This window comes from Methylobacterium oryzihabitans, assembly GCF_004004555.2.
Taxonomy (GTDB): Bacteria; Pseudomonadota; Alphaproteobacteria; order Rhizobiales; family Beijerinckiaceae; genus Methylobacterium; species Methylobacterium oryzihabitans.
Genome location: NZ_SACP01000050.1, coordinates 1 through 21,768 on the forward strand (window position 1 = coordinate 1; position 21,768 = coordinate 21,768).

Annotated in this window: 15 protein-coding genes, 1 tRNA gene and 1 pseudogene; 6 read left to right on the forward strand and 11 right to left on the reverse strand. The window is 72.7% G+C overall.

Features of this window, described 5'->3' with window-relative positions; all coding sequences use genetic code 11:
- From EOE48_RS27290 to EOE48_RS27325, 8 genes and pseudogenes are all read right to left on the reverse strand, one after another.
- Positions 1 to 1,153, reverse strand: a pseudogene (locus tag EOE48_RS27290) (glycosyltransferase); the annotation flags it as partial.
- 65 nt (positions 1,154 to 1,218) lie between these two features.
- Positions 1,219 to 1,303 (reverse strand) — tRNA-Tyr (locus EOE48_RS27295).
- Positions 1,304 to 1,613: 310 nt separating this feature from the next.
- Complete coding sequence (gene recJ / locus EOE48_RS27300; RefSeq protein WP_127734036.1) at positions 1,614 to 3,419, reverse strand: single-stranded-DNA-specific exonuclease RecJ; 1,806 nt, start codon at positions 3,417 to 3,419, stop codon at positions 1,614 to 1,616.
- 125 nt (positions 3,420 to 3,544) lie between these two features.
- A complete protein-coding gene (locus EOE48_RS27305; protein ID WP_127734037.1) occupies positions 3,545 to 4,945 on the reverse strand; it encodes an NAD(P)(+) transhydrogenase (Re/Si-specific) subunit beta in 1,401 nt (466 codons plus the stop codon).
- A gap of 4 nt (positions 4,946 to 4,949) precedes the next feature.
- Entirely contained in the window at positions 4,950 to 5,399 is a 450-nt protein-coding gene (locus tag EOE48_RS27310) for a proton-translocating transhydrogenase family protein (RefSeq protein ID WP_127734038.1), read from the reverse strand.
- 16 nt (positions 5,400 to 5,415) lie between these two features.
- On the reverse strand, positions 5,416 to 6,558 hold the full coding sequence (locus EOE48_RS27315) for a Re/Si-specific NAD(P)(+) transhydrogenase subunit alpha (RefSeq protein WP_127734039.1): 1,143 nt from the start codon (positions 6,556 to 6,558) through the stop codon (positions 5,416 to 5,418).
- A gap of 170 nt (positions 6,559 to 6,728) precedes the next feature.
- A complete protein-coding gene (locus tag EOE48_RS27320; protein ID WP_127734040.1) occupies positions 6,729 to 7,022 on the reverse strand; it encodes an aa3-type cytochrome c oxidase subunit IV in 294 nt (97 codons plus the stop codon).
- Positions 7,023 to 7,358: 336 nt separating this feature from the next.
- Positions 7,359 to 7,862 (reverse strand): YciE/YciF ferroxidase family protein, encoded by a 504-nt coding sequence (locus tag EOE48_RS27325; RefSeq protein ID WP_127734041.1) that lies wholly within the window; start codon positions 7,860 to 7,862, stop codon positions 7,359 to 7,361.
- A gap of 392 nt (positions 7,863 to 8,254) precedes the next feature.
- Between EOE48_RS27325 and EOE48_RS27330 the strand changes: the two genes are divergently transcribed.
- On the forward strand, positions 8,255 to 9,565 hold the full coding sequence (locus EOE48_RS27330) for an NRAMP family divalent metal transporter (protein WP_246154977.1): 1,311 nt from the start codon (positions 8,255 to 8,257) through the stop codon (positions 9,563 to 9,565).
- 147 nt (positions 9,566 to 9,712) lie between these two features.
- Here EOE48_RS27330 and EOE48_RS27335 read toward each other — a convergent pair whose 3' ends face one another.
- The 3 genes from EOE48_RS27335 to EOE48_RS27345 are packed head-to-tail and all read right to left on the reverse strand — an operon-like array spanning position 9,713 to position 12,719.
- Positions 9,713 to 11,038, reverse strand: a complete 1,326-nt coding sequence (locus EOE48_RS27335) for a TRAP transporter large permease (protein WP_127734042.1) — start codon at positions 11,036 to 11,038, stop codon at positions 9,713 to 9,715.
- Entirely contained in the window at positions 11,035 to 11,640 is a 606-nt protein-coding gene (locus EOE48_RS27340) for a TRAP transporter small permease (RefSeq protein ID WP_127734043.1), read from the reverse strand. Before EOE48_RS27340 ends, EOE48_RS27335 begins: the two co-directional genes overlap by 4 nt.
- 50 nt (positions 11,641 to 11,690) lie before the next feature.
- Positions 11,691 to 12,719 carry a TRAP transporter substrate-binding protein gene (locus EOE48_RS27345; protein ID WP_127734044.1) on the reverse strand — a complete coding sequence of 343 codons (1,029 nt, stop codon included), beginning with the start codon at positions 12,717 to 12,719 and terminating at the stop codon, positions 11,691 to 11,693.
- 407 nt (positions 12,720 to 13,126) lie between these two features.
- Here EOE48_RS27345 and bcsS point away from each other — a divergent pair, with 407 nt between their 5' ends.
- The 5 genes from bcsS to EOE48_RS27370 form a co-directional block, all read left to right on the forward strand.
- On the forward strand, positions 13,127 to 13,900 hold the full coding sequence (gene bcsS / locus EOE48_RS27350) for a cellulose biosynthesis protein BcsS (RefSeq protein ID WP_127734045.1): 774 nt from the start codon (positions 13,127 to 13,129) through the stop codon (positions 13,898 to 13,900).
- 98 nt (positions 13,901 to 13,998) lie between these two features.
- Positions 13,999 to 16,512, forward strand: a complete 2,514-nt coding sequence (bcsA, locus tag EOE48_RS27355) for a UDP-forming cellulose synthase catalytic subunit (RefSeq protein ID WP_127734046.1) — start codon at positions 13,999 to 14,001, stop codon at positions 16,510 to 16,512.
- The gene (locus EOE48_RS27360) at positions 16,509 to 19,100 is read left to right on the forward strand and encodes a cellulose biosynthesis cyclic di-GMP-binding regulatory protein BcsB (RefSeq protein WP_127734047.1); all 2,592 of its coding nucleotides are present in this window, start codon (positions 16,509 to 16,511) and stop codon (positions 19,098 to 19,100) included. Before bcsA ends, EOE48_RS27360 begins: the two co-directional genes overlap by 4 nt.
- A gap of 140 nt (positions 19,101 to 19,240) precedes the next feature.
- Positions 19,241 to 20,302, forward strand: a complete 1,062-nt coding sequence (locus tag EOE48_RS27365; protein WP_246154979.1) for a family 8 glycosyl hydrolase — start codon at positions 19,241 to 19,243, stop codon at positions 20,300 to 20,302.
- Positions 20,287 to 21,768: tetratricopeptide repeat protein (locus tag EOE48_RS27370; protein WP_127734049.1), on the forward strand; the 1,482-nt coding region annotated here is incomplete at its 3' end. The genes EOE48_RS27365 and EOE48_RS27370, both read left to right, overlap by 16 nt.

Here is a 21,768-nt window from a genome sequence, read left to right on the forward strand (position 1 = left end):
CGCGCGCCGCGCGGCCCTCGGCGGCGAGGATGTGGGGCTCGATGCCGGCGCCGGGCAGGGCGACCGCCGCGAGGGCGGCGGCCAGGGCGTCGCCCTCGCGGCCGAGGAGCCGCCGGGCGGTCGCGCGCCCGTGCAGGCGCCGCGGCGTCGCCGGCTCGGCCGCGAGGGCGAGATCGAGGGCGCGATGGGCCGCGGCCGCGTCGCCGCGGGCGAGGTGATGGTCGGCGATCCGCTCGTAGAGGGCCCCGGAGCCGGGACCGTCCACGATCCCGGCGGCGTCGCTAGAGCCGGTCGCGACGAAGTCGGCCAGCAGCAGGGCGCGGTGCGCGAGAGCGCGGCGGCGGGCGGCCGGCAGGCGGCGCGCGTAGGCCGCGGCGTCGAAGCAGGCCGGGAAGCCGTCCTCGCCGAGGAGCGCGCGCAGGAACTGCGCCTCGTTCCCGGCCTCGCCCCGGCGCATCCCGGTCGACAGCCAGCGGCGGTAGCGCTCGGGATTGCTGGCACCGCCTGCCCGCGGGTAGGCGGCGCGGTGGAAGGCCGGGTCGAAGGCGTGGGCGAGGCCGATCGGCGCGAGGCGTTCCAGCCCGGCCTCGACGAACAGCATCAGGCCCTCCAGCCGGGTGCGCGGCCGCTCCGGCAGCCAGCCGGCATTGAGCAGGACGAACGCGCCGAGATCGAAGGCGAGCAGCCAGTCGCCGGCGCCGAGGCCGTGACGGTCGAGCCAGTCCTCGAACCGGGCCGGATAGGCGGCGGGATCGGGCCGGGCCAGCACCGCGCGGTCGTACTCCTCCTGATCGGTCGAGTCGGGCGGCAGGTACGCGCGGTTCTCGCGGGCGCCGAACTGGAGGTAGTGGGCGGCGAGCTCGTGGTCCTCGCGGAACCCCATCAGGTCGGGGTGGAGGATCCGGTAGCGGTCGGGCCGGAAATCCGCCGGCAGCGGGCCGAACCGCGCCTCCAGGGTCGCGAGCAGGGCGGCGGCGTCGGGCGCCCGCCCCTCCCGGCGGCCGCGGATCGCGAAATGCCGGCGCAGGCCCTGCCCGTCGAGGCCCACGGGCAGGTCGCGGTAATAGGAACGGTAGAAGTCGGGATCGAAGCCGGCCGGCACGCGCAGGCGCCACAGCAGCCGGTCGAGGACCGCACGAAGCGGGACGCGCATCACGCCACCCCGAAGCCTGTCACGGTCATCGGAGCGCCCCGGCCTTCGGACACGTCGGAAATGAGTGGTGGGGGAAGTAGGACTCGAACCTACGAAGGCATAGCCAGCGGATTTACAGTCCGCCCCCTTTGCCGCTCGGGACATTCCCCCAGGGGAGCCGCGGCCCGAAGGCCCGCTCGGAGGCCGCCGGCCCTACCGGGCGGCGACGGGGGTCCTTATGGTGGGGAGCCCCGCGGGTGTCAAGCGGGCCACGAAGTCCGGCCGGGACGATCGCTGAAGCGATCGTCCTGCGGTCGCCCGCAGGGCGACGCTCGATGGCGGGCGCGGTGCGCTTTGCGCCCGAAGAGCGCCCTGCGGAGCGGGTTCGGGGGGACGCATGTCCGCCCGAACGCAGAGCGGAGCGAAAGCCAAGTGAGCGGACGCGAACGCCGGCGCCTGAGGCCAAGCAAGAAACGCCCGGCTAAGGGTCGGCCTCGGCGGCGTCGCACAGGCGCAGCTCGACTCGGTCGGCGCCGCGCCAGCGGTCGCGGGTGATGGTGCCGGCGGCGTGGACGTCGCGGCCGATGCGGCCGAGCAGCAGGCGGCCGAGGGGTCCCTCGGCGGCGCGGAACGCGATCGCGCCGACGGCGACGCCGTCGCGGCCGCGCAACTGCGCCTTCACGTGGCCGTTGCCGACCACCCGGGCGTCGGCGACCCGGTGGCGGGCCAGCGCGAAGACCGGTTCGGGCGCGCCCTGGCCGAACGGTCCGGCCCGCTCGACCGCGTCGGCGAGGGACGCCTGGACGCCGCCGGCCGAGACGACCCCGTCGAGGAGCAGGGCGTCGCCGAGGCGGGCCTGCGCCACCGATTCGGCGAGGTCGGCGGCGAGCGCCTCGCGGAAGCGGTCGAGGTCGGGCGCCGCGACCGTGACGCCCGCCGCCATGGCGTGGCCGCCGCCCTTGGCGGCGAGGCCGGCCGCGACGGCGTTGCGCACCGCGTGGCCGAGATCGGCGCCGACGACCGAGCGGCCCGAGCCGGTGGCGCTGCCGTCCGGGCGCAGCGCGAAGGCGAAGGCCGGGCGGCCGAAGCGCTCCTTGAGCCGGGCGGCGATCAGCCCGACGATGCCGGGATGCCACTCGGCGCTCGCCGCGACCAGCACCGGCTGGTCGGGGTCGCGCTCCAGGCGCATCCCCATCGCGGCCTCGGCCTCGGCCACCGCCTCGGCCTCGATCGCCTGCCGCTCGCGGTTGAGGGCATCGAGCCGGGCCGCGATGGCGGCGGCCTCGAGGGGATCCTCGCACAGGAGCAGCCGCGCCCCGAGGGTCGAATCGCCGATGCGCCCGCCGGCATTGATCCGCGGCCCGACCAGGAAGCCGAGATGCCAGGCCTGCGGCGCCTCGGCGAGGCCGGCGGCGTCGAGGAGCGCGGCGAGGCCGCAGCGGTCGCGCCCGCGCATCACTGCGAGGCCCTGGCGCACGAAGGCGCGGTTGAGCCCGGTCAGCGGCACCACGTCGGCGACGGTGGCGAGCGCCACGAGGTCGAGGCTCGCCATCAGGTCGGGGCCCTGCGCGCCGACGAGCCCGTCCGCCCGCAGGCGCCGGTTGAGGGCGACGAGGGTCAGGAACACGACGCCGGCCGCGCAGAGATGGCCGAGGCCCGAGAGGTCGTCGAGGCGGTTGGGGTTCACGACGGCCCGGGCCGGCGGCAGGGTCTCGGGGGCGCCGTGGTGGTCGAGCACCACCACGTCGAGGCCCAGCCGCGCCGCCTCCTCCAGGGGGGCGTGGCCGGCGGTGCCGCAATCGACGGTGACGAGCAGCGTCGCCCCCTCGCCGGCCAGCATCCGCACCGCCTCGACGTTGGGGCCGTAGCCCTCGGTGATGCGGTCGGGGATGTGCAGGCGGTAGGGCACGCCGAGTTCGCGCAGGTAGCCGGCGAGCAGGGCGGCGCTCGCGGCGCCGTCGACGTCGTAGTCGCCGAAGATCGCGACCTTCTCGCGCCGCGCCACCGCCCGGGCGAGGCGGTCGGCCGCCGCCTCCATGTCGAGGAGCACGGCGGGATCGGGCAGCAGGTCGCGCAGGCGCGGCTGGAGGAAGCCCGGCACGTCGGCGGCCGGCACCCCGCGCCCGGCGAGCACCCGCGCCAGCACCTCCGGCAGGCCGTGGCCCTGCGCGATGGCGATGGCGGCCGATTGCCGGGCCGGGTCGGCGCAGCGGTCGTACCACGGCCGCCCGAGGGCCGAGCGGTGGACGTCGAGGAGCGGGCGGGGCAGGTCGAGGAGCGCGGTCACCGGCGCATCCTAGCGGGATTCGCCCGGGCGCGCTGCCGCAGGCGGGCGACACCGGGCGGGGCAACGAGAAAGGGCGGAGCCCGCGAAGGCCCCGCCCCGATCCTGTGCGCCGGTGCGACCCGGGATCAGAGGTTCTTCACCACCTGATCGACGACCTTCTTGGCATCGCCGAACAGCATCATGGTGTTGTCGCGGAAGAACACCTCGTTCTCGACGCCGGCATAGCCCGAACCCATGCCGCGCTTGATGAACAGCACGGTCTTGGCCCGCTCGACGTCGAGGATCGGCATGCCGAAGATCGGCGAGGCCGGGTCGGTCTTGGCGGCCGGGTTGGTGACGTCGTTGGCGCCGATCACGAAGGCCACGTCGGCCTGCGGGAACTCGCCGTTGATGTCCTCCAGCTCGAATACCTCGTCGTAGGGCACGTTGGCCTCGGCCAGCAGCACGTTCATGTGGCCCGGCATGCGGCCCGCCACCGGGTGGATGGCGTACTTGACCTCGACGCCGGCCTTCTTGAGCTGGTCGGCCATCTCGCGCAGGGAATGCTGGGCCTGGGCCACCGCCATGCCGTAGCCAGGCACGATGATGACCTTCTCGGCGTTCTTCATGATGAAGGCCGCGTCGTCGGCCGAGCCCTGCTTGACCGGCCGGCTCTCGACCTGCCCGCCGCCGGAGGCCGCGGCGGCGTCGCCGCCGAAGCCGCCGAGGATCACCGAGATGAACGAGCGGTTCATCGCGTGGCACATGATGTAGGACAGGATCGCGCCCGACGAGCCGACCAGCGCGCCGGTGATGATGAGCGCGAGGTTGCCCAGCGTGAAGCCGATGCCGGCCGCCGCCCACCCCGAGTAGGAATTGAGCATCGAGACCACGACCGGCATGTCGGCGCCGCCGATCGGGATGATGAGCAGCCCGCCGAGCACGAAGGACAGGATCACGATCAGCCAGAACAGCACCTTGCTGCCGCCGGCGATGAAGCCGACGAGCAGGGCCACCAGCACCACCGCCAGCACGATGTTGATGAGGTGGCGCTGCGGCAGCATGATCGGCTTGCCCGACATGCGCCCGTCGAGCTTGAGGAACGCGATCACCGAGCCGGTGAAGGTGATGGCGCCGATGGCGACGCCGAGCCCCATCTCGAACAGCGACTGCTTGTGGATGCGGCCGCCCTCGAGGATGTCGAAGGCCTGCGGCGCGTAGAGGGCGCCGGCCGCCACCGCGACCGCCGCGAGGCCGACCAGCGAGTGGAAGGCGGCGACGAGCTGCGGCATGGCCGTCATCGGCACCCGCTTGGCGATCACCGCGCCGGCCCCGCCGCCGAGGCCGAGGCCGAGCAGGACGATGAACCACGCCCCGACGCCGGAGGGCGGGTGCCCGACCAGCGTCGTGAGGATGGCGAGCCCCATGCCGATCATGCCGTACAGGTTGCCCTGCCGGGAGGTGGTGGGGTGCGACAGGCCCCGCAGCGCCAGGATGAACAGGACGCCGGAGACGAGGTAGAGGAGCGAGGAGACGTTCTCGGACATCGCCTCAACCCTTCTTCTTGTACATGGCGAGCATGCGCTGGGTGACCAGGAAGCCGCCGAAGATGTTCACGCTGGCGAAGACCAGCCCGAGGAAGCCGAAGAAGCGGGCCCAGCCGGTGCCCTTCTCGATCAGCGGCACGCCGACGGCGAGGATGGCGCCGACGACGATCACCGACGAGATCGCGTTGGTGACCGACATCAGCGGGGTGTGCAGGGCCGGGGTCACCGACCACACGACGTAGTAGCCGACGAAGATCGCCAGCACGAAGATCGCGAGGCGGAACACGGTCGGGTCGATGGCGCCGTGGGTCGCCGCGGCGAGGCCGTGGCCGACGCTGTCGGCGATGGCCTGGGCCTGGGCGGCGGCACCGGCCGCGGCGTCGGCGGCGATGCGGGCGGCGGCGGCGGCGTTCCGCGCCTGGTCGGCCGCCTGATCGGGGGTGAGAGTGGCCATGGGATCTCCGGCGGGCTCAGGCGGCCTTGGGCTGGAAGTTCGGGTGGACGACGGCGCCGTCGCGGGTCAGGCAGGTGGCCTTGACGAGCTCGTCGTCCCACTTCACCGCCAGGGTCTTGGCGGCCTTGTCGACCAGGGTCTCGACGAAGGCGTAGAGGTTGCGGGCGTAGAGGCTCGACGAGGTGGCGGCGAGCCGCCCCGGCACGTTGGCGTAGCCGACGATCTTGACGCCGTTGTCGGTCTTCACGACCTCGTCGGGCTTGGCGCCCTCGACGTTGCCGCCGCGCTCGACCGCGAGGTCGACCAGCACCGAGCCGGGCCGCATCGCCGCGACCATCGCGGCCGAGACGAGCTTCGGCGCCGGGCGGCCGGGGATCAGCGCGGTGGTGATGACGATGTCCTGCTTGGCGATGTGGCTCGCCACCAGCTCGGCCTGCTTCTTCTTGTACTCGGCCGACATCTCCTTGGCGTAGCCGCCGGCGGTCTCGGCCTGCTTGAACTCGTCGTCCTCGACGGCGACGAACTTGGCGCCGAGCGACTCGACCTGCTCCTTGGCGGCCGGGCGCACGTCGGTGGCGGTGACCACGGCGCCGAGGCGGCGGGCGGTGGCGATCGCCTGGAGGCCGGCGACGCCGGCGCCCATCACGAAGATGCGGGCCGCCGACACGGTGCCGGCGGCGGTCATCATCATCGGCAGCGCCCGGCCGTACTCGGCGGCGCCGTCGATCACCGCGCGGTAGCCGGCGAGGTTGGCCTGGCTGGAGAGCACGTCCATGACCTGTGCGCGGGTGATGCGCGGCATCAGCTCCATGGCGATCGCCGACACGCCGGCCTCGGCCATGGCCTTGACCTCGGCCTCGTGGCCGTAGGGGTCCATGATCGCCACGACGATCGCGCCGCGCTTGAGCGCCGGCAGCTCGTCGGCGCCCGGTCGGCGCACCCGCAGGACGATGTCGGCGTTCCCCGCGGCCGCGGCGGCGTCGGGCGCGACGGTCGCGCCGGCGGCCTCGAACTCGCCGTCCGGCACGCCGGCGGAGAGCCCGGCCCCGGCCTGGACCACGACCTCGGCCCCGAGGGCCTTGTACTTCTTCACCGTCTCGGGGACCGCCGCGACCCGCGGCTCCGCCGGATCGGTCTCGGATAGAACCGCGATCCGCATCCACGCATCCTGTCGATTGTCAGGTCTCAGGGTGACGGCCGGCCAGCGGACGCCAGAGAGACCGAGCACAACATTAAGGCCGCTTCCGCAAGAGAGAAAACGGCCCGACTTGGAAAAACTTGGAAAAATCGTGCGGCGCGGCGCCGGCGCGGCGGCCGGCGCCCTTCGCCTCAGTAGAAGGCGAGCAACAGCACGAGCAGGGCGGCGACGACCGCCGGGGCGCGCCAGCCGAGGGAGGGCGACAGCGCGCCGATCGCGCCGGCGATGCTGGACAGCACGACGCCGACGATCGCGGTGACCCACGCCTCGCGCACGCCGCCGACCGCCAGCGACAGCACCCAGCAGATCACGACCGTCGTGGCGATCTCGACGAAGCGGACGAAGCCCCGGTAGGTCGCCTCGTGGGTCGGCCCGTCCATCTCGGGGCTGTAGGCCGCTCCTGTCGCGTGATTCGTGTCAGCCATGCTGGGCGTACCCCCGATCCTTGATGGTTGTCGTGGCTTTACCGCATGGCCCGGCCCCGGGCAATTGGTCGCGCGCAATCCTCCCGCCGGGATTTGGCCGGCGGTGGCGTCGGACCGGGGCATCCGGATCCCCGCAGGCTCCGGGGCCCGCGCGCCCGGCCTCCTCTCGCGGTGGAGCGTCCGTGCGGGGCGCCCGAGCCGGCGGCCGGTCCCGGAGCGGGACCGACGGCCGGAGGGGAGGGGGAGACGACCCCCGTTTCGGCAGGCGGCCGTGCCCCGTCGGCCGATCGCATCGCGCGGCCGCCCGCCGAGGAGGCCCGGGGGCCTCGCCCGCGGTCAGGCCGCGTCCCGGGTGCCTTCGGCGTTGAGGCGCTCGGCGAGCCTGGTCAGCAGCTGGTCGGTCTTCTTCTCCTCCTGCAGCGTCGCGTCGAGCAGCGTGACGGCCTCGTCGTAGCCGAGCTGCGACGCCCAGGTCTTCAGGGTGCCGTAGCGGGCGATCTCGTAATGCTCCACCGCCTGCGCGCAGGCGGCCAGCACCGCGTCGGCGGCCGGGGAGTCGGAAAAGTCCTCGAGATCCTCCTCCATCTCGGCGGTCAGGCCCTGCATCGCCTCGCAGGTCTTCGCCCGCGCCGGGCGGCCGATCAGCTCGAACACCTGCTGCAGCCGCTCGACCTGGGCGGCGCTCTCCTCGGCGTGGGTCTCGAAGGCCTGGCGCAGCTCGTCGTGCCCGGCCGCCTTGGCCGACTTCCTGAGGGCGCGCACCGACTGCTTCTCGGCGTAGTACACGTCCTTGAGGGTCTCGTAGAACGCATCCTGCAAGGTCTTCTGCTTGGTCGCCATCGTGTGAATCCGTGCTGTCGGGGGCTCCGCGCCGGCGCCGCCGTGGCGGCCCGGCGCCGGGCGGGGATCGGGACACGCACCGGACGCCGCGGTCCGGCCGGCCGCTGAACTTTCTCGGCCGGACGTTGGCCAGGCACGTCTCCGTACGATCACCGCGCCGGGCAACCCGCCGTCCTCCGCCAAGTTCCGCCGGATTCCCGCACAAGCGTCGAATAAAAAAACGTCCGCGACCGGTGTTTTTCGGGGATATCGTTGATCCATGTGATGGCTCGACGGGCGAATCGCGAATCGGGGCGGATCTGCACTGTCGGACAAGCGTGCAAGACGCTCGACACGCCGCGAACCGTGCCGCGGCGGCGGCGTTGATGCCCGCCCTCCATCGACGCGATGCCATGCCACCAGACGACGCGATGCGGGACCGTCCCGCCGATCCTCCGCCGGCCCGGCGCCCCTGTCCGGGCGGGTGGCTGCGCCGGCTCGGCGGCGGCATCGTCACCGGGGCCGCCGACGACGACCCGTCCGCCATCGGCACCTACGCGAGTGCGGGTGCGGCGTTCGGGCTCGCGTTCCTGTGGATCGCGCCCGTGCTGCTGCCGATGATGATCGTGGTGGTCTACCTGTCGGCGAAGCTCGGGCAGGTCTACGGCAAGGGCCTGTTCGCGATCGTGCGCGACCGCTACCCGCGCCGGGTGCTCTACCCGATGGTCGCCGGCGCCTTCGCGGGCAACGTCATCGAGGCGGCGGCCAATCTCGGCGGCATCGGCGCCGCCCTCAACCTGCTGGTGCCGGTCCCGGTGCCGGTCATCGTGGCGGTCGCGGCGGCCGCGATCCTCGCGCTCCAGATCCTCGGCTCCTACGCGCTGCTGCGGCGGATCTTCCGCTGGCTCGCCCTGGCGCTGTTCGCCTACGTCGCCGCCGCGATCCTGGCCCGGCCCGATCCGGCCGAGGTGCTGCGCGGCACGCTCGTCCCGCAGATCCGGGTCGACGCCGACTTCCTCGCGATGGTCGTGGCGTGCATCGGCACCTCGCTCTCGGCCTACGTCTACACCTGGCAGTCGAACCAGGAGGTCGAGGAGGAAATCGCCCGGGGCCGCCGCACGGTGCGGGCGCGCAGGGGCGCCACCGATGCCGAGCTGCGCGCCACCCGGCGCGACGTCGTGGTCGGGATGCTTTTTTCGAACGTGATCCTGTACTTCATCCTCCTGTCCACGGGCGCGACCCTGCATCCGGCCGGCCGGACCGCGATCGACAGCGCCGCCGAGGCCGCGGCGGCGCTGGAGCCCCTGGCCGGGTCGGGCGCCAAGGTGCTGTTCGCCCTCGGGGTGGTCGGGGTCGGCTTCCTGGCGGTGCCGGTGATGACGACCGGGGCGGCCTACGACCTCGTCCAGGGTCTCGGCCGCTCGGGCAGCCTGCACGACCGGCCGCGGGACGCGAAGCTGTTCTACGGCACCATCGCGGCCGTGACGGCGGCGGCGGTCGGCCTGAACGGCCTCGGCTTCAACCCGATGCGGGCGCTGGTCTGGTCGGGGATCGTCCAGGGCTTTTCCGTGCCGCCGCTGCTGTTCCTGATGATGCGGATGAGCAACGACCCGGCGGTGCTCGGCCGGCGCACCAACGGCCGCCTCGTCAACGCCCTCGGCTGGATCACCACCGGGGTGACCTTCGCGGCCACGGGGTGCCTCGTGGCGACATGGGTGTGGTGAGGGCGACCGGGCCGGACGGGGCCGGGCGACCGGCCCGCCGCCTCATACGATTTTCGATTGATCGCTTCGCGATGCGAAAATCGGCTTCGCTCAGGCGCCGCGCGGGCTGGCGACACGGTTTTCGGAACTAATCGTCCGAAAACCGTATCACATCATCCCGAGCATCCGCGGCAGCCACAGCGAGATCGCCGGCACGTAGGTGACGACGACGAGGAAGACCAGCATCGTCAGGAGCCACGGCCACACCGCCACGGTGAGCTCGGTGATGCCCATCCGGGTGATGCCCGACGCCACGTAGAGGTTGAGCCCGACGGGCGGGTGGCACATGCCGACCTCCATGTTGACCACGATCAGGATGCCGAAATGCACCGGGTCGATGCCGAGCTTGGCCGCGATCGGGAACAGGATCGGCGCCATGATGAGCACGATCGAGGACGGCTCCATCACGTTGCCGGCGAGCAGCAGCAGCAGGTTGACGATCAGCAGGAACACGACCCAGTTCAGGCCGGCCTCGGTGATCCAGCCCGCCATCACCTGCGGGATCTGTTCGCTTGTCATCAGGAACGAGAACAGCACCGCGTTGGTGATGATGTAGAGCAGCATCGCGCTCATGTTGGCCGAGTCGAGCAGCACCCGCGGCACGTCGCGCCAGGTCAGGTCGCGGTAGACGAACACCGCGATCACGAAGGCGTAGACCGCGCTCACCGCCGCCGCCTCGGTCGGGGTGAAGGCGCCGGAATAGATGCCGCCGAGCACCAGCACGATCAGCGACAGGCCCCAGACCGACTTGCGGAACGCGACCCAGCGCTCGGCCCAGCTCGCCTTCGGCATCCGCGGGTAGCCGGCCTTGCGGGCGCGGTACCACGTCGTCAGGCCGAGCAGGCCGGCGAGCATCAGCCCCGGAATCACGCCGGCGACGAAGAGCGTCGAGATCGAGGCCGACGAGACCCTTTTGCCGTCGGGCCCGAACACCACCGCGCCGCTGGTGGCGACCGAGTACATCACCATCACGATCGAGGGCGGGATCAGGATGCCGAGCGCCCCCGAGGTGGTGACGACGCCGGCGCCGAACTTGCGCGGGAAACCCTGCGCCACCATCGCCGGCAGGATGATCGAGCCGATCGCCACCACGGTGGCCGGGCTCGATCCCGAGATCGCCGCGAACAGCGCGCAGGCCATCACGCCGGCGAGCCCGAGGCCGCCGTGCCAGTGCCCGACCATCGCGGTGGCGAAGTTGATCATCCGCCGGGCGACGCCGCCATGGGTGAGGAAGTTGCCCGACAGGATGAAGAACGGGATGGCCATGATCTCGAAGTTCTCGATCCCGGTGAACAGCTTCAGCGCCACCGCCTCGATCGGCACGCTCGTCATCACGAACAGGAAGGTGAGCACCGACAGGCCGAGCGCGATCGAGATCGGCATGCCGGTCAGCATCAGGGCGATGAGCAGCCCGAAGATGATCGCGCCGTTCATCGCGCCGCTCCTCCGCTGCGCGAGGCCGCCTCGGCGGCGAGGTCGCGGGCCGCCCCGGGCGATTCGACGACGCCCTCGACGTGGCCCGGGTCGTGGTGCGGCAGCTCCCCGGTCCGCCAGAACGCGACCGCGACCTGGAGGAAGCGGAAGCACATCAGGTAGGAGCCGAGCGGAATCGCGAGGTAGACGATCCAGCTCGGGATCTCGAGGTCGGGCGAGGTCTGGTCGGTGTCCATCAGCCCGTGGACGAAGCGGGCGCCCATGCTGCCGACGATCGCGGTGAACAGCGCGCCGCAGAGCAGGCCGAACAGCACGACCCGCTTGCGCCATTCCGGCCGGAGCTGGTTGACCACCACGTCGACGCCGACGTGGATGCCGGTGCGCACGCCGTAGGCGGCGCCGAACTTCGCCATCCAGACGAACATGTAGATGCAGAGTTCCTGCGCCCACGACAGGTGGATCGCCGCGGTGATCGGGTAGAGCGCCTCGATGCCCGAGGCGTAGCGGTGGACGACGGCGACGAAGATCAGCAGCGTCGCCGCCGCCATCAGGCTCGCGATCAGGATTTCCTCGAGCCGGTCGAGGAGGCGCAGGGGGCTCATGCGGGCGGGGTTCCGGTGGGCGGGGACGGGCTCGCGCGACGGCGTGCCGCCTACTGCGTGCCGCCCTTGGCCTCGCGCTGGAACTCGTCGACGACGTCCTTGCCGACGCGCTTGCTCATGTCCGCGGTGACCGGTTCGAGCGCCTTCTTCCAGGCCGCCTTCTCGTCGGCGGTGAGCTCGATGAAGGTGATCTTGCCGGACTTCCTCATCTCGTCCATGGCCTCGGCGTTGTCCTTGCTCGCGACCTCGTTGGCGTAGGTGGTCGCCTCGGCCATCGCCTTCTCCAGCCCGGCCCGCACGTCGGCCGGCAGGCCGTCCCAGAACTTCTTGTTGGTGATGACCGCGTAGCCGATGTAGCCGTGGTCCGACAGGGTGGCGTATTTCTGCACCTCGTGGTGCTTCTGGGTGAACATGTTCGACGGCGTGTTTTCCGAGCCGTCGACCACGCCGGTCTGCATGCCCTGGTAGACTTCCGAGAACGCCATCACCTGCGGGATCGCGCCGAGCGCCCGGAACTGCGCCTCCAGCACCTTCGAGGACTGGATCCGCATCTTGAGGCCGCGGAAATCCGCCGGCTGGCGCAGCGGCTTGTTGGCGCTCATGATCTTGAAGCCGTTGTCCCAGTAGGCCAGCCCGGTGATGCCCTTGGTCTCGAGCTTCGCGAACAGCCGCTTGCCGAGCGGGCCCTCGGTCACCCGCCGCAGGGCGTCCTTGTCGGGCAGGATGTAGGGGAGGTCGAACACCTCGAACTCCTTGGCGCCGAGCGGCCCGAACTTGGCGAGCGAGGGCGCCAGCATCTGCACCGCGCCGAGCTGGAGCGCCTCCAGTTCCTCCTTGTCCTTGAACAGCTGCGAGTTCGGATAGACCTCGACCTTGACCTTGCCGTCCGTGTACTTCTCGGCGAGTTCCCGGAACCGGTCGGCGCCGCGGCCCTTCGGCGTGTCGGGCGCGACGACGTGGCTGAACTTGATGACGGTCGGCGCCTGGGCCAGGGCGGGGCCGCCGAGGAGCGCGACGAGCGCGACGGAGCCGCAGACGGCGCGGCGGCCGAGGGCCCGCAGGCGGGACGGACGGAGCATGGCGTTTCCTCATCGTGCCGGGTTCGTCGACCCGGCTTGGGGCGAACCCTGACAGCCGGGCCGGGCCTGTGCAACGGAAACCTGTCCCGCCGGACTCGCCCGCAAGCTTTCCGGTTCCGGATGATCGCTTCGCGATGCGGAGATCGGCTTCGCTCCTGCGCCGCGAGGGCTGGTGATACGGAATCCGGAAGCAATCTTCCGGATTCCGTATGACAAGTCGCCCCCTGTCGAGGTGTCGCAGCCGCTGCGCATTCGTGGGCGGGTTCGCAGACGCCGCGGTCGTTACGTCATGCTTAAGCCGTCCTTAACCATGGCTCCATCAATCTGGGGATGCTGCCCCACCGGCCTGCGTTGTCGAAAGGTTCGCGCGCGGGTGCGTCGGAGAGGCCCGAAACGGTCGAGACATCATGGTCCTGAGACACGCCTGCCTCGCGGCCCTCGCCGGGGTCGCGCTGCCCTGCGGCGCCTCCGCGGCGGACTGGTACACCGGCGCCCAGCCGGCGGCGGACTGGTATACCGGCGCCGAGCCGGCCGCGGCCGATGCGAGCTGGGGCGCGGCCATCGACGCCTCGGCCGCCGTCACCTCCAACAGTTCCGCCTTCGGGGTGGTCTCCGCGACGATCGCGCCGTTCGGCCCGCTCGACCGCAGCGGCGCCCGCATCCGGCTCCAGGGCCTCGCCGGCGTCTACACCTACCCCTCGCAGGGCGGGAAGCGCGTCCAGGGCCAGCAGGAGGAAGGCTCCGGCATGGTCGGCTACGAGTGGATCTGGCAGCAGGCGGCGCTCGCCGGCTACATCGGGTTCAACGTCCGCAGCAACTCGCTGTCGATCGCCGACCCGAACAACCCGGTCCAGGGCACCGGCGTCGGCCTCAAGACCGCCCTCGATTTCTACGCCCAGCCGAGCACCCGCACGATGGTCGCGGCCTACGGCTCGTACTCGACGTTGTTCCACGCCTATTACGCCCGCCTGCGCGCCGGCTACATGGTTACCGACGGCGTTTACGTTGGTCCGGAAGTCACCTTTCTGGGTGACGATTATTTTAACCAATGGAGAGTCGGTGGACATCTGACCGGATTCAGCGTCGGGCCGGTGAAACTCTCGCTCGGTGCGGGCTACGTTTACGATCGGATACAGAAGAGCGGCTATTACACCTCGGTCGAGGCGCGGTCGCTGTTCTGAGGGCGGCCTGCCTCGGGGGCAGGCTGCCACGGGCTTTGCGCGGTGGGGCGGGGACGGTCGCGTCGGCGGCCGATCCGGCGGATCGAAAGGGGAACGGGATGCGGGTCGGCCTCGAACGCCTGAGTTGGGTCCTTGCGGCGGCGATGCTGGTCGTGCTCCTCGCCCAGCCGGTGAGCACGCAGGTGCAGCTCGCGATGAGCGTCGGCGCCGGCCTGTGCATGACCGCGCTGTGGCTGTTCTTCCGCGGCCCGACCACCCGGTTCGTCTTCCTGGCGCTCGGCAGCCTCGTGGTGCTGCGCTACCTGTACTGGCGCCTCACCAGCACCCTGCCGCCGGTCCAGGATCCGGTCGGCTTCGGCTTCGGCGTGCTGCTGCTGATCGCCGAGCTGTACTGCGTCTTCATCCTGTTCGTCAGCCTGATCATCAACGCCGATCCCCTCGACCGCGCGCCGCCCTACCAGGCGCCCGAGGACGAGCTGCCGAGCGTCGACATCTTCGTGCCGAGCTACAACGAGGACGCCTCGATCCTCATCCCGACGCTGGCGGCGGCCCGCGCCCTCGACTACCCCGCCGACAAGGTGACGGTGTGGCTGCTCGACGACGGCGGCACCGACCAGAAGTGCAACGATCCCGACCCGCTCAAGGCCGAGGCCGCCCGCGAGCGCCGCGCCTCGCTCCAGCGCCTCGCCGCGGAACTCGGCTGCCGCTACCTCACCCGCGCGCGCAACCTGCACGCCAAGGCCGGCAACCTCAACAACGGGCTGCAGAACTCGACCGCCGAGCTGGTGGTCGTGCTCGACGCCGACCACGCCCCGTTCCGCACCTTCCTGCGCGAGACGGTCGGCTACTTCGCCGAGGACCCGCGGCTGTTCCTGGTCCAGACGCCGCACGCCTTCCTCAATCCCGACCCGATCGAGCGCAACCTGCGCACCTTCGAGAAGATGCCGTCCGAGAACGAGATGTTCTACGGCATCACCCAGCGCGGCCTCGACAAGTGGAACGGCTCGTTCTTCTGCGGCTCGGCGGCGGTGCTGCGCCGGGCCGCCCTCGACGAGGCCGGCGGGTTCTCGGGCATCACCATCACGGAGGATTGCGAGACCGCCTTCGAGCTGCACGCGCGGGGCTGGACCAGCGTCTACGTCGCCAAGCCGCTGATCGCCGGCCTCCAGCCCGAGACCCTCGACTCGTTCATCGGCCAGCGCTCGCGCTGGTGCCAGGGCATGATCCAGATCATGATCCTGAAAAACCCGGCGCTGGTGCGCGGCCTCCACATGATCCAGCGGCTCGCCTACCTGTCGAGCATGACGTTCTGGTTCTACCCGGTGCCGCGGCTGATCTTCATGTTCGCGCCGCTGCTGCACATCTTCTTCGACATGAAGGTGTTCGTCGCCAACGTGCAGGAATCGATCGCCTACACGGCGACCTACATCGTCATCAACCTGATGATGCAGAACTACCTCTACGGCCGGGTGCGCTGGCCGTTCATGTCAGAGCTCTACGAGTACGTGCAGGGCCTGTTCCTCATCAAGGCGATCGCGAAGGTGATCGCGTCGCCGCGCAAGCCGACCTTCAACGTCACCGCCAAGGGCGCCTCCCTCGACCAGGACCACCTGTCGCCGCTGGCGCTGCCGTTCTTCCTCGTCTACGGGCTGCTCGCCGCCGGCTGCGCCACGGCGCTCTACCGCTACCTCTACGAGCCCGGCGTCACCAGCCTGATGCTCGTCGTCGGACTGTGGACGTTCTACAACCTCATCACCGCCGGCGCCGCCCTCGGGGTCGTGGCCGAGCGCCGCCAGACCGAGGCCAACCCGTCGCTGCCGGTGCGCCGCGAGGGCACCCTGACGCTGGGCGGCGTCGCCGTCGACGTCGCGGTCGAGCGGGTCTCGGTCGACCGCTGCACCGTGCGGATGACCGCCATGCTGCCGCCCCGCGCGCCCGGCGAGACGGAGCAGCGCGGCGTGCTCGCGGTGACGCCGATGGCGCGCACCGACGGGCGCCCGGAGGTGCGGGCGGTGCTGCCGGTGGTGCTCGGCCGCACCACGTCGGCCGGCGAGGTCTCGGTCTGCGAACTCGTCTTCGACGGCATCGGCGCCCGCGAGGCCGCCGCCCATGTCGAGCTGATGTACGGCGATCCGGGGGCGATGCAGCGCTTCCTCGGCCGCCGCCACGCCCACAAGGACCTGTTCACCGGCACGGCGCAGTTCGTCTGGTGGGGGCTCGCCGAGCCGTTCCGCGCGGTGTCCTACGCCTTCAAGCGCCGGCCCGAGGCCGCGCCCGCCGCGGTCGCGCCCGTCCAGGTCCTCCCTGCCAAGGTCGTGCCCGCCAAGGTCGTCCCGGCCCCGCCCGCCCCCATCGCGGCGGCCCCGGCCGCGCGCCCGGTGCCGGTGGCCGCTCCCTTCGTCGAACCCGTCGCCGCGGTCGCGACCCCGGTGTCGCCGCCGCCCTCGCTTCCCGCCGCCGTCGCGACCCCGCGCGCCGAGCCGCCGCCGGACTGGATCCGTCTCATGCTGGAGACCGAGAACGAGGCCATCCTGGGCCGGGAGGCCAATCTGGGCCGAGAGGCCAATTCGGGCCGGGCCGCGCCCGCCGCCCGCGGCGGGAGGGCGGCATGACCCAGTCCCATCGTCCCGCCGGCCGCCTCGCCCTCGTCCTCGCGCTCGCGACCCTGCCGGCGGCGGGTGCGGCGGCGCAGAGCTTCCTCGGCAACGCTCCGGCCCAGCGCTTCACCCTGCCGGGCAGCCCCGACGCCGCCACCCCGCGCGGGCCCGACGTCGATCCGGTCCGGCGCCCGGACCCGGTCGCGGCGCCAGCGCCCGACGCGCCGCGCCCCTCGCGCCCGGCGGCCGCCGCCGCGCCCCCGGCCGCCGCGCCGGCGCCGCTGCCGCAGCGCCCGCTGCCGGCGGATCCGGAGGGCCTGCGGCTCGCCGGCGAGACCGCGAGCCTCGACTGGCCGGTCTATTTCAGCGAGGCGCAGGTGCGCGAGCGCCAGCGCTTCCGCGTCGCCTACCTGTCGGCGATCTCGGTGGCGCCCGAGGCCTCGACCCTCACCGCCGCGGTCAACGACACGCAGGTCGGCCAGACCGAGATCAAGGCGCCCGGCGCCGTGAAGGTGGTCGAGTTCGACGTGCCCGAGGGCGTGCTGAAGCCGGGCTGGAACGCGGTGCGGCTCTCCGCCGTGCAGCGCCACCGGGTCGACTGTTCCCTGCGCGCGACCTACGAGCTGTGGACCCAGATCGACCCGTCCTGGACCGGCTTCGTCGCGGCGGCGGGCGGACCCGGGCTCGTCGCCCTGCGCGACCTGCCGGCCCTGCGCCCCGACGCCACCGGGGCGGTGCCGATCCGGATCGTCATCGCCGGCAAGCCGTCGCCGGCCCAGATCGAGCGGCAGATCCGCGCCGCCCAGGCGCTGGCGCTCGCCGCCCGCATTCCCCAGCCGGTGGTCGAGTTCGGTCCCGCCCTCACCGGCGAGGCCGGCGTCAACCTCGCGGTCGGCGCACCCGAGGAGGTCCGCGCCCTGCCGGGCTTCGCCGGCTCGCCGCTGCCCTTCGGCGGCCGCGTCGCGGTGCTGCCGGGCACCGAGTCCCGCGCGGTCTCGGTGGTGGCGACCGGCGCCAGCGACGCCGAGTTCGAGCAGGGGATGGCCGAGTTCGCCGCGGCCCGCGCCGGCGACCTCGTCGGCAGCCGGCCGGGCCTCGACCTCCTCGCCCGCGAGGACGGCTACCGGGTGACCGGCTCGCAGAGCGTGCGCCTCGACGCGCTCGGCCTGTCGAACCGCGAGTTCAACGGCCGGCTGTTCCGCACGGGTTTCGACCTCGCCCTGCCGGCGGATTTCGTGCCGGCGGATTACGGCAAGGCGATCCTGCACCTCGCCGGCGGCTACGCCCCGGGCCTGTCCGCGGGCGCCCAGGTCATCGTCGACCTCAACGGCCGCAACGCCGCCAGCCTGACCCTGCCCAAGGCCGGCGGCGAGCTGTTCACCGACGCCCAGGTGCCGCTGCCGCTGAGCCTGTGGGCGCCCGGCCGCAACCGCGTCGAGATCGCCGCCCTGGTCCCGAGCCCGCGCGACGCGACCTGCGACACCCTCGCGGCCGGCGACGAGCCCAAGCGGTTCCTGTTCCTCAATTCGAGCCGCATCGACATTCCGGCCCTCGCCCGGGCGGTGCGGATCCCCGACCTCGCCGCGACGGCGAGCGGCGCGGTGGCCTATGCCCGCGGCGAGGCGCGCCCGCGCCTCGTCGTGCCGGGCCTCGACCGCGATTCGATGTCGGCCGCCGCGACCGTCGCGGTCCGCCTCGCGCTGGCGGCCGGGCGCCCGCTGCCGTTCGAGGTCTCGGGCGAGCGCAGCACCTCGGGCGGCGGCGCCAGCCTCGTCGTGGCGCCGGTGCGCAGCCTCGATCCGTCCTGGCTCCAGGCGGCGGGCATCGACCCGGACCAGATCCGCCGGGTCTGGCAGAGCCGGGCCGAGCTGCCCGCCGACGCGCCGCGGCCGGGCTTCGACGGCGCCACCGCGATGAGCCTCGAGCGGCTGCGCAACGACGTGCCGGCCTCGTGCAGCCTGCCCCCGACCCCCGGCCGCACCGCGCTCCTCGGCGGCGACGGCGCCCGCGCCGCCGGCCGCAACGCCTCGCAGATCCAGGACCTCGTCTCGTCCTGGGACGAGGGCGTGCTGCGCGAGCGCGCCTCGGTGTTCAGCGGGGCGGGCGGCATGGTCAACGCCGTGGTCGCCTCGGTGCGCGGCACCGCGGCCTCGTCCTGGGCCTGGATCAACGACCAGGTCGCCCCGCCGCCGGTGGCGGTCTCGCCGCGCGCGACGCTGCTCGTCGCCCAGAGCGCCGCCGCCGACAGCCTCGACAGCGTCGTCACCCTGGTGACCGCGCCGACCGCCGCGATCCTGCGGGCCTCGGTCTCCTGCCTCGTCGATCCGGGGATCTGGACCCGCCTCGACGGCCGGCTGGCCACCCTCGACGCCACCAACGGCATGCTCGCGACGGTGGCGGCCGAGCATCCGCGCCTCGCCGAGACCCAGCCGCCGAGCCTCGCCAACATCCGGCTCGTCGTCGCCGGCTGGCTGTCGCTCAACCCGTTCATCTATGTCGGCCTCAGCCTCGCGGTGGCGCTGCTCCTCGGGGTCACCACCCGCCGGATGGTGCGCGGCATCGGCCGGCGCAACGACGAGTATCGCGGAGGGACGGCCCAGTGACCCGGCGCCACACCCGGTTCGGCGCAAACCGCGCGATTCCCGCAAGCCTCCGGCAAGGAGCCCGGAGTCAGGCTGCCCGAACCCGCTTCGGCCTCGGGCTCGCCGCCGCCATGTCCTTCGCCGCCATGTCCCTCGCTGTCATGTCCCCCTCCGGAGCTCTGGCGCAGTCCCCCGGCTCCGCGCCGGCGGCGCAGGCCGCGTCCCCGCTGGCCGGCGCCCTGTCGGATCCGGCGGTGTGGCGCGCCTACCGCGCCCGCTTCGTCACCGAGGCCGGGCGGGTGGTCGACACCGCCAACGGCAACATCAGCCACAGCGAGGGCCAGGGCTACGGCATGCTGCTGGCGGTGGCGGCCGGCGACCGCGGCGCCTTCGAGCGGATCTGGGGCTGGACCCGCGCCAACCTGATGGTGCGCGAGGATTCGCTGTTCGCGTGGCGCTGGGAGCCCGACAAGCGCCCGGCCGTCGCCGACATGAACGACGCCTCGGACGGCGACGTCCTGATCGCCTGGGCGCTGGTCGAGGCGGCCGAGACCTGGAACGACGCCGGCTTCCGGATGGAGGCGCGGCGCATCGCCGTCGACATCGGCCGCCGGCTGGTGCTGTTCCGGACCGCCAGCCCGCTGCTGCTGCCGGCCTATTCCGGCTTCTCGGCCGAGGACCGCCCGGACGGGCCGGTGATCAACCTGTCGTACTGGGTGTTTCCGGCCTTCCCGCGGCTCGCCCAGATCGCCCCGGAATTCGACTGGTCGCGGCTGTCGCGCAGCGGCGTCGACCTGATCGGACGGGCGCGGTTCGGCCCGGCGAAGCTGCCGAGCGAGTGGATCTCGATGAAGGGCGACGCGCCGCGCCCCGCCGACGGCTTTCCGGCGGTCTTTTCCTACAACGCCATCCGCATCCCGCTCTACCTCGCCTGGGCCGGGCTCGGGACGCCGGAGAACCTCGCGCCGTTCCTCGACCTGTGGAACCGGCGCGACCGCAACGGCCTGCCGGTGGTCGATGTCGCCGACGGCCGCACCACCGAGTGGATGACCGAGAGCGGCTTCGAGTCGCTGCCGGCCCTGGTCGCCTGCGCGGCGCAGGGCACCGCCGTGCCGGCCGGCTTCGCCGCCCCGCAGTCGCGGGACAACTACTATCCGGCGACGATCCACCTGATGGCCCTCGTCGCCGTCCAGATGAGGTATCGGGCATGCCTCGGCCGCTGACCCTCGCGCTCGCCGCGCTTCCCGTCCTCGCCCTCGCGCCGGCGCTGGCCGCCGGTCCGCCCGCCCCGGCGGGCGGCCTGCTCAGTCCGCGCGGCGGCGCCCCGGCGATCAGCGGCGACGGCGGTCCGGCCCAGGCCGGCATCGTCGACGAGAGCGCGCTGCGCTACTACGCGGCCCAGAAGCAGACCGACCGGGTCCAGGCCGAGATCCGCCGCCTGCGCCGGCTCCATCCCGGCTGGAACCCGCCGGGCGACCTCGACACCCTGCAGCCGAGCCCGCCCGAGGAGGCGCCGCTCTGGGACCTGTTCACCGCCGGCCGCTTCGACGCGCTCCAGGCGGCGATCGCCGCCCGCAAGGCCGAGGATCCCGACTGGGCGCCCTCCTCCGACCTCGCCACCAAGCTCGCCCGCGCCCTGCTGCGCAGCCAAGTCAAGGCCGCCGCCGACCGCGGCGACTGGGACGCGATCGTGACCCGGGTCGACGCCGCCCCCGCCGCCCTCGACCGCGGCGAGGTCGACATCCTGTGGCTCGTCGCCGACGCCTATGCCCGCACCGGGCGCGACGCGCAGGCGGCGGCGATCTACCGGAGCATCCTCGACACCAGCACCGATCCCGGCCAGCGCCTCGCGACGATCCAGAAGGCGCTCGGCAACCTCACCATCGCGGAGGTCGACCCGCTGCTGGCGCTCGCCCGCCTCGGCCCGGACGGCACCGGCGAGTTCCGGTCGCTGCGCACCGACATCACCCGGGCCCGCCTCGTCGCGACCCTGCGCGACGAGCCCGCCGGCCGCATCGACCCCGCCGACCTGACGGCCTTCGCCGACTTCGCCCGCCGCGGCGGCGACCCGAGCCAGCTCAGCCTGATGGGCTGGTACGCCTACCACAAGCGCCAGTACCGCGAGGCGCTCGACTGGTTCAAGCTCGCGGTCGCCCGCGGCGGCGACGCCGGGGTCGCCCAGGGCCTCGCCCAGACCCTGCGCGAGCTCGGCCAGGACCGCGACGCCGAGGAGGTGGCCTATGCGTGGCGGGCGCTGCCGGCCAACGCCAACCTGTACGTCGACCTCATGGAGCGGCGGCTGACCCAGCCGAACCCGGCCTACATCGAACCCGACCGCATCGACCGCTTCGCCCGCTTCGTCCTCGCCACCAGTTCCGGCGAGGGCGCCCAGGCGCTCGGCTGGTACGCCTACCACGCCTGCCAGTTCGAGACCGCCCTCGAATGGTTCCAGCGCGCCACCGCGTGGCTGCCGCGGGAATCGGCGATCCTCGGCCACGTCCTGACGCTGACGCGGCTGAAGCGGACCCGCGACGCGGCCGAGCTGATGAACCGCTACGACGGGCTCTATCCCCGCGTCGTCGACGTCGCGTTCCGCTCCGACGACGCCGGGGCCGAGCCCGACGCCTGCGCGCCCGCCCGCCCGGCCGACGCCCGCGCTCCCGGCGGGCGCCCGGTCGACCCGCGGGCG

Coding starts and splice junctions, on each gene's coding strand:
- EOE48_RS27325 (WP_127734041.1), bottom strand. CDS start 7,862: ATGGCGACCAAGCAGAAGACCTTGCAGGATGCGTTCTACGAGACCCTC.
- EOE48_RS27330 (WP_246154977.1), top strand. CDS start 8,255: ATGCCACCAGACGACGCGATGCGGGACCGTCCCGCCGATCCTCCGCCG.
- EOE48_RS27340 (WP_127734043.1), bottom strand. CDS start 11,640: ATGAGCCCCCTGCGCCTCCTCGACCGGCTCGAGGAAATCCTGATCGCG.
- EOE48_RS27305 (WP_127734037.1), bottom strand. CDS start 4,945: ATGTCCGAGAACGTCTCCTCGCTCCTCTACCTCGTCTCCGGCGTCCTG.
- EOE48_RS27335 (WP_127734042.1), bottom strand. CDS start 11,038: ATGAACGGCGCGATCATCTTCGGGCTGCTCATCGCCCTGATGCTGACC.
- bcsS (WP_127734045.1), top strand. CDS start 13,127: ATGGTCCTGAGACACGCCTGCCTCGCGGCCCTCGCCGGGGTCGCGCTG.
- EOE48_RS27310 (WP_127734038.1), bottom strand. CDS start 5,399: ATGGCCACTCTCACCCCCGATCAGGCGGCCGACCAGGCGCGGAACGCC.
- EOE48_RS27345 (WP_127734044.1), bottom strand. CDS start 12,719: ATGCTCCGTCCGTCCCGCCTGCGGGCCCTCGGCCGCCGCGCCGTCTGC.
- EOE48_RS27365 (WP_246154979.1), top strand. CDS start 19,241: ATGTCCCCCTCCGGAGCTCTGGCGCAGTCCCCCGGCTCCGCGCCGGCG.
- EOE48_RS27320 (WP_127734040.1), bottom strand. CDS start 7,022: ATGGCTGACACGAATCACGCGACAGGAGCGGCCTACAGCCCCGAGATG.
- EOE48_RS27315 (WP_127734039.1), bottom strand. CDS start 6,558: ATGCGGATCGCGGTTCTATCCGAGACCGATCCGGCGGAGCCGCGGGTC.
- EOE48_RS27360 (WP_127734047.1), top strand. CDS start 16,509: ATGACCCAGTCCCATCGTCCCGCCGGCCGCCTCGCCCTCGTCCTCGCG.
- bcsA (WP_127734046.1), top strand. CDS start 13,999: ATGCGGGTCGGCCTCGAACGCCTGAGTTGGGTCCTTGCGGCGGCGATG.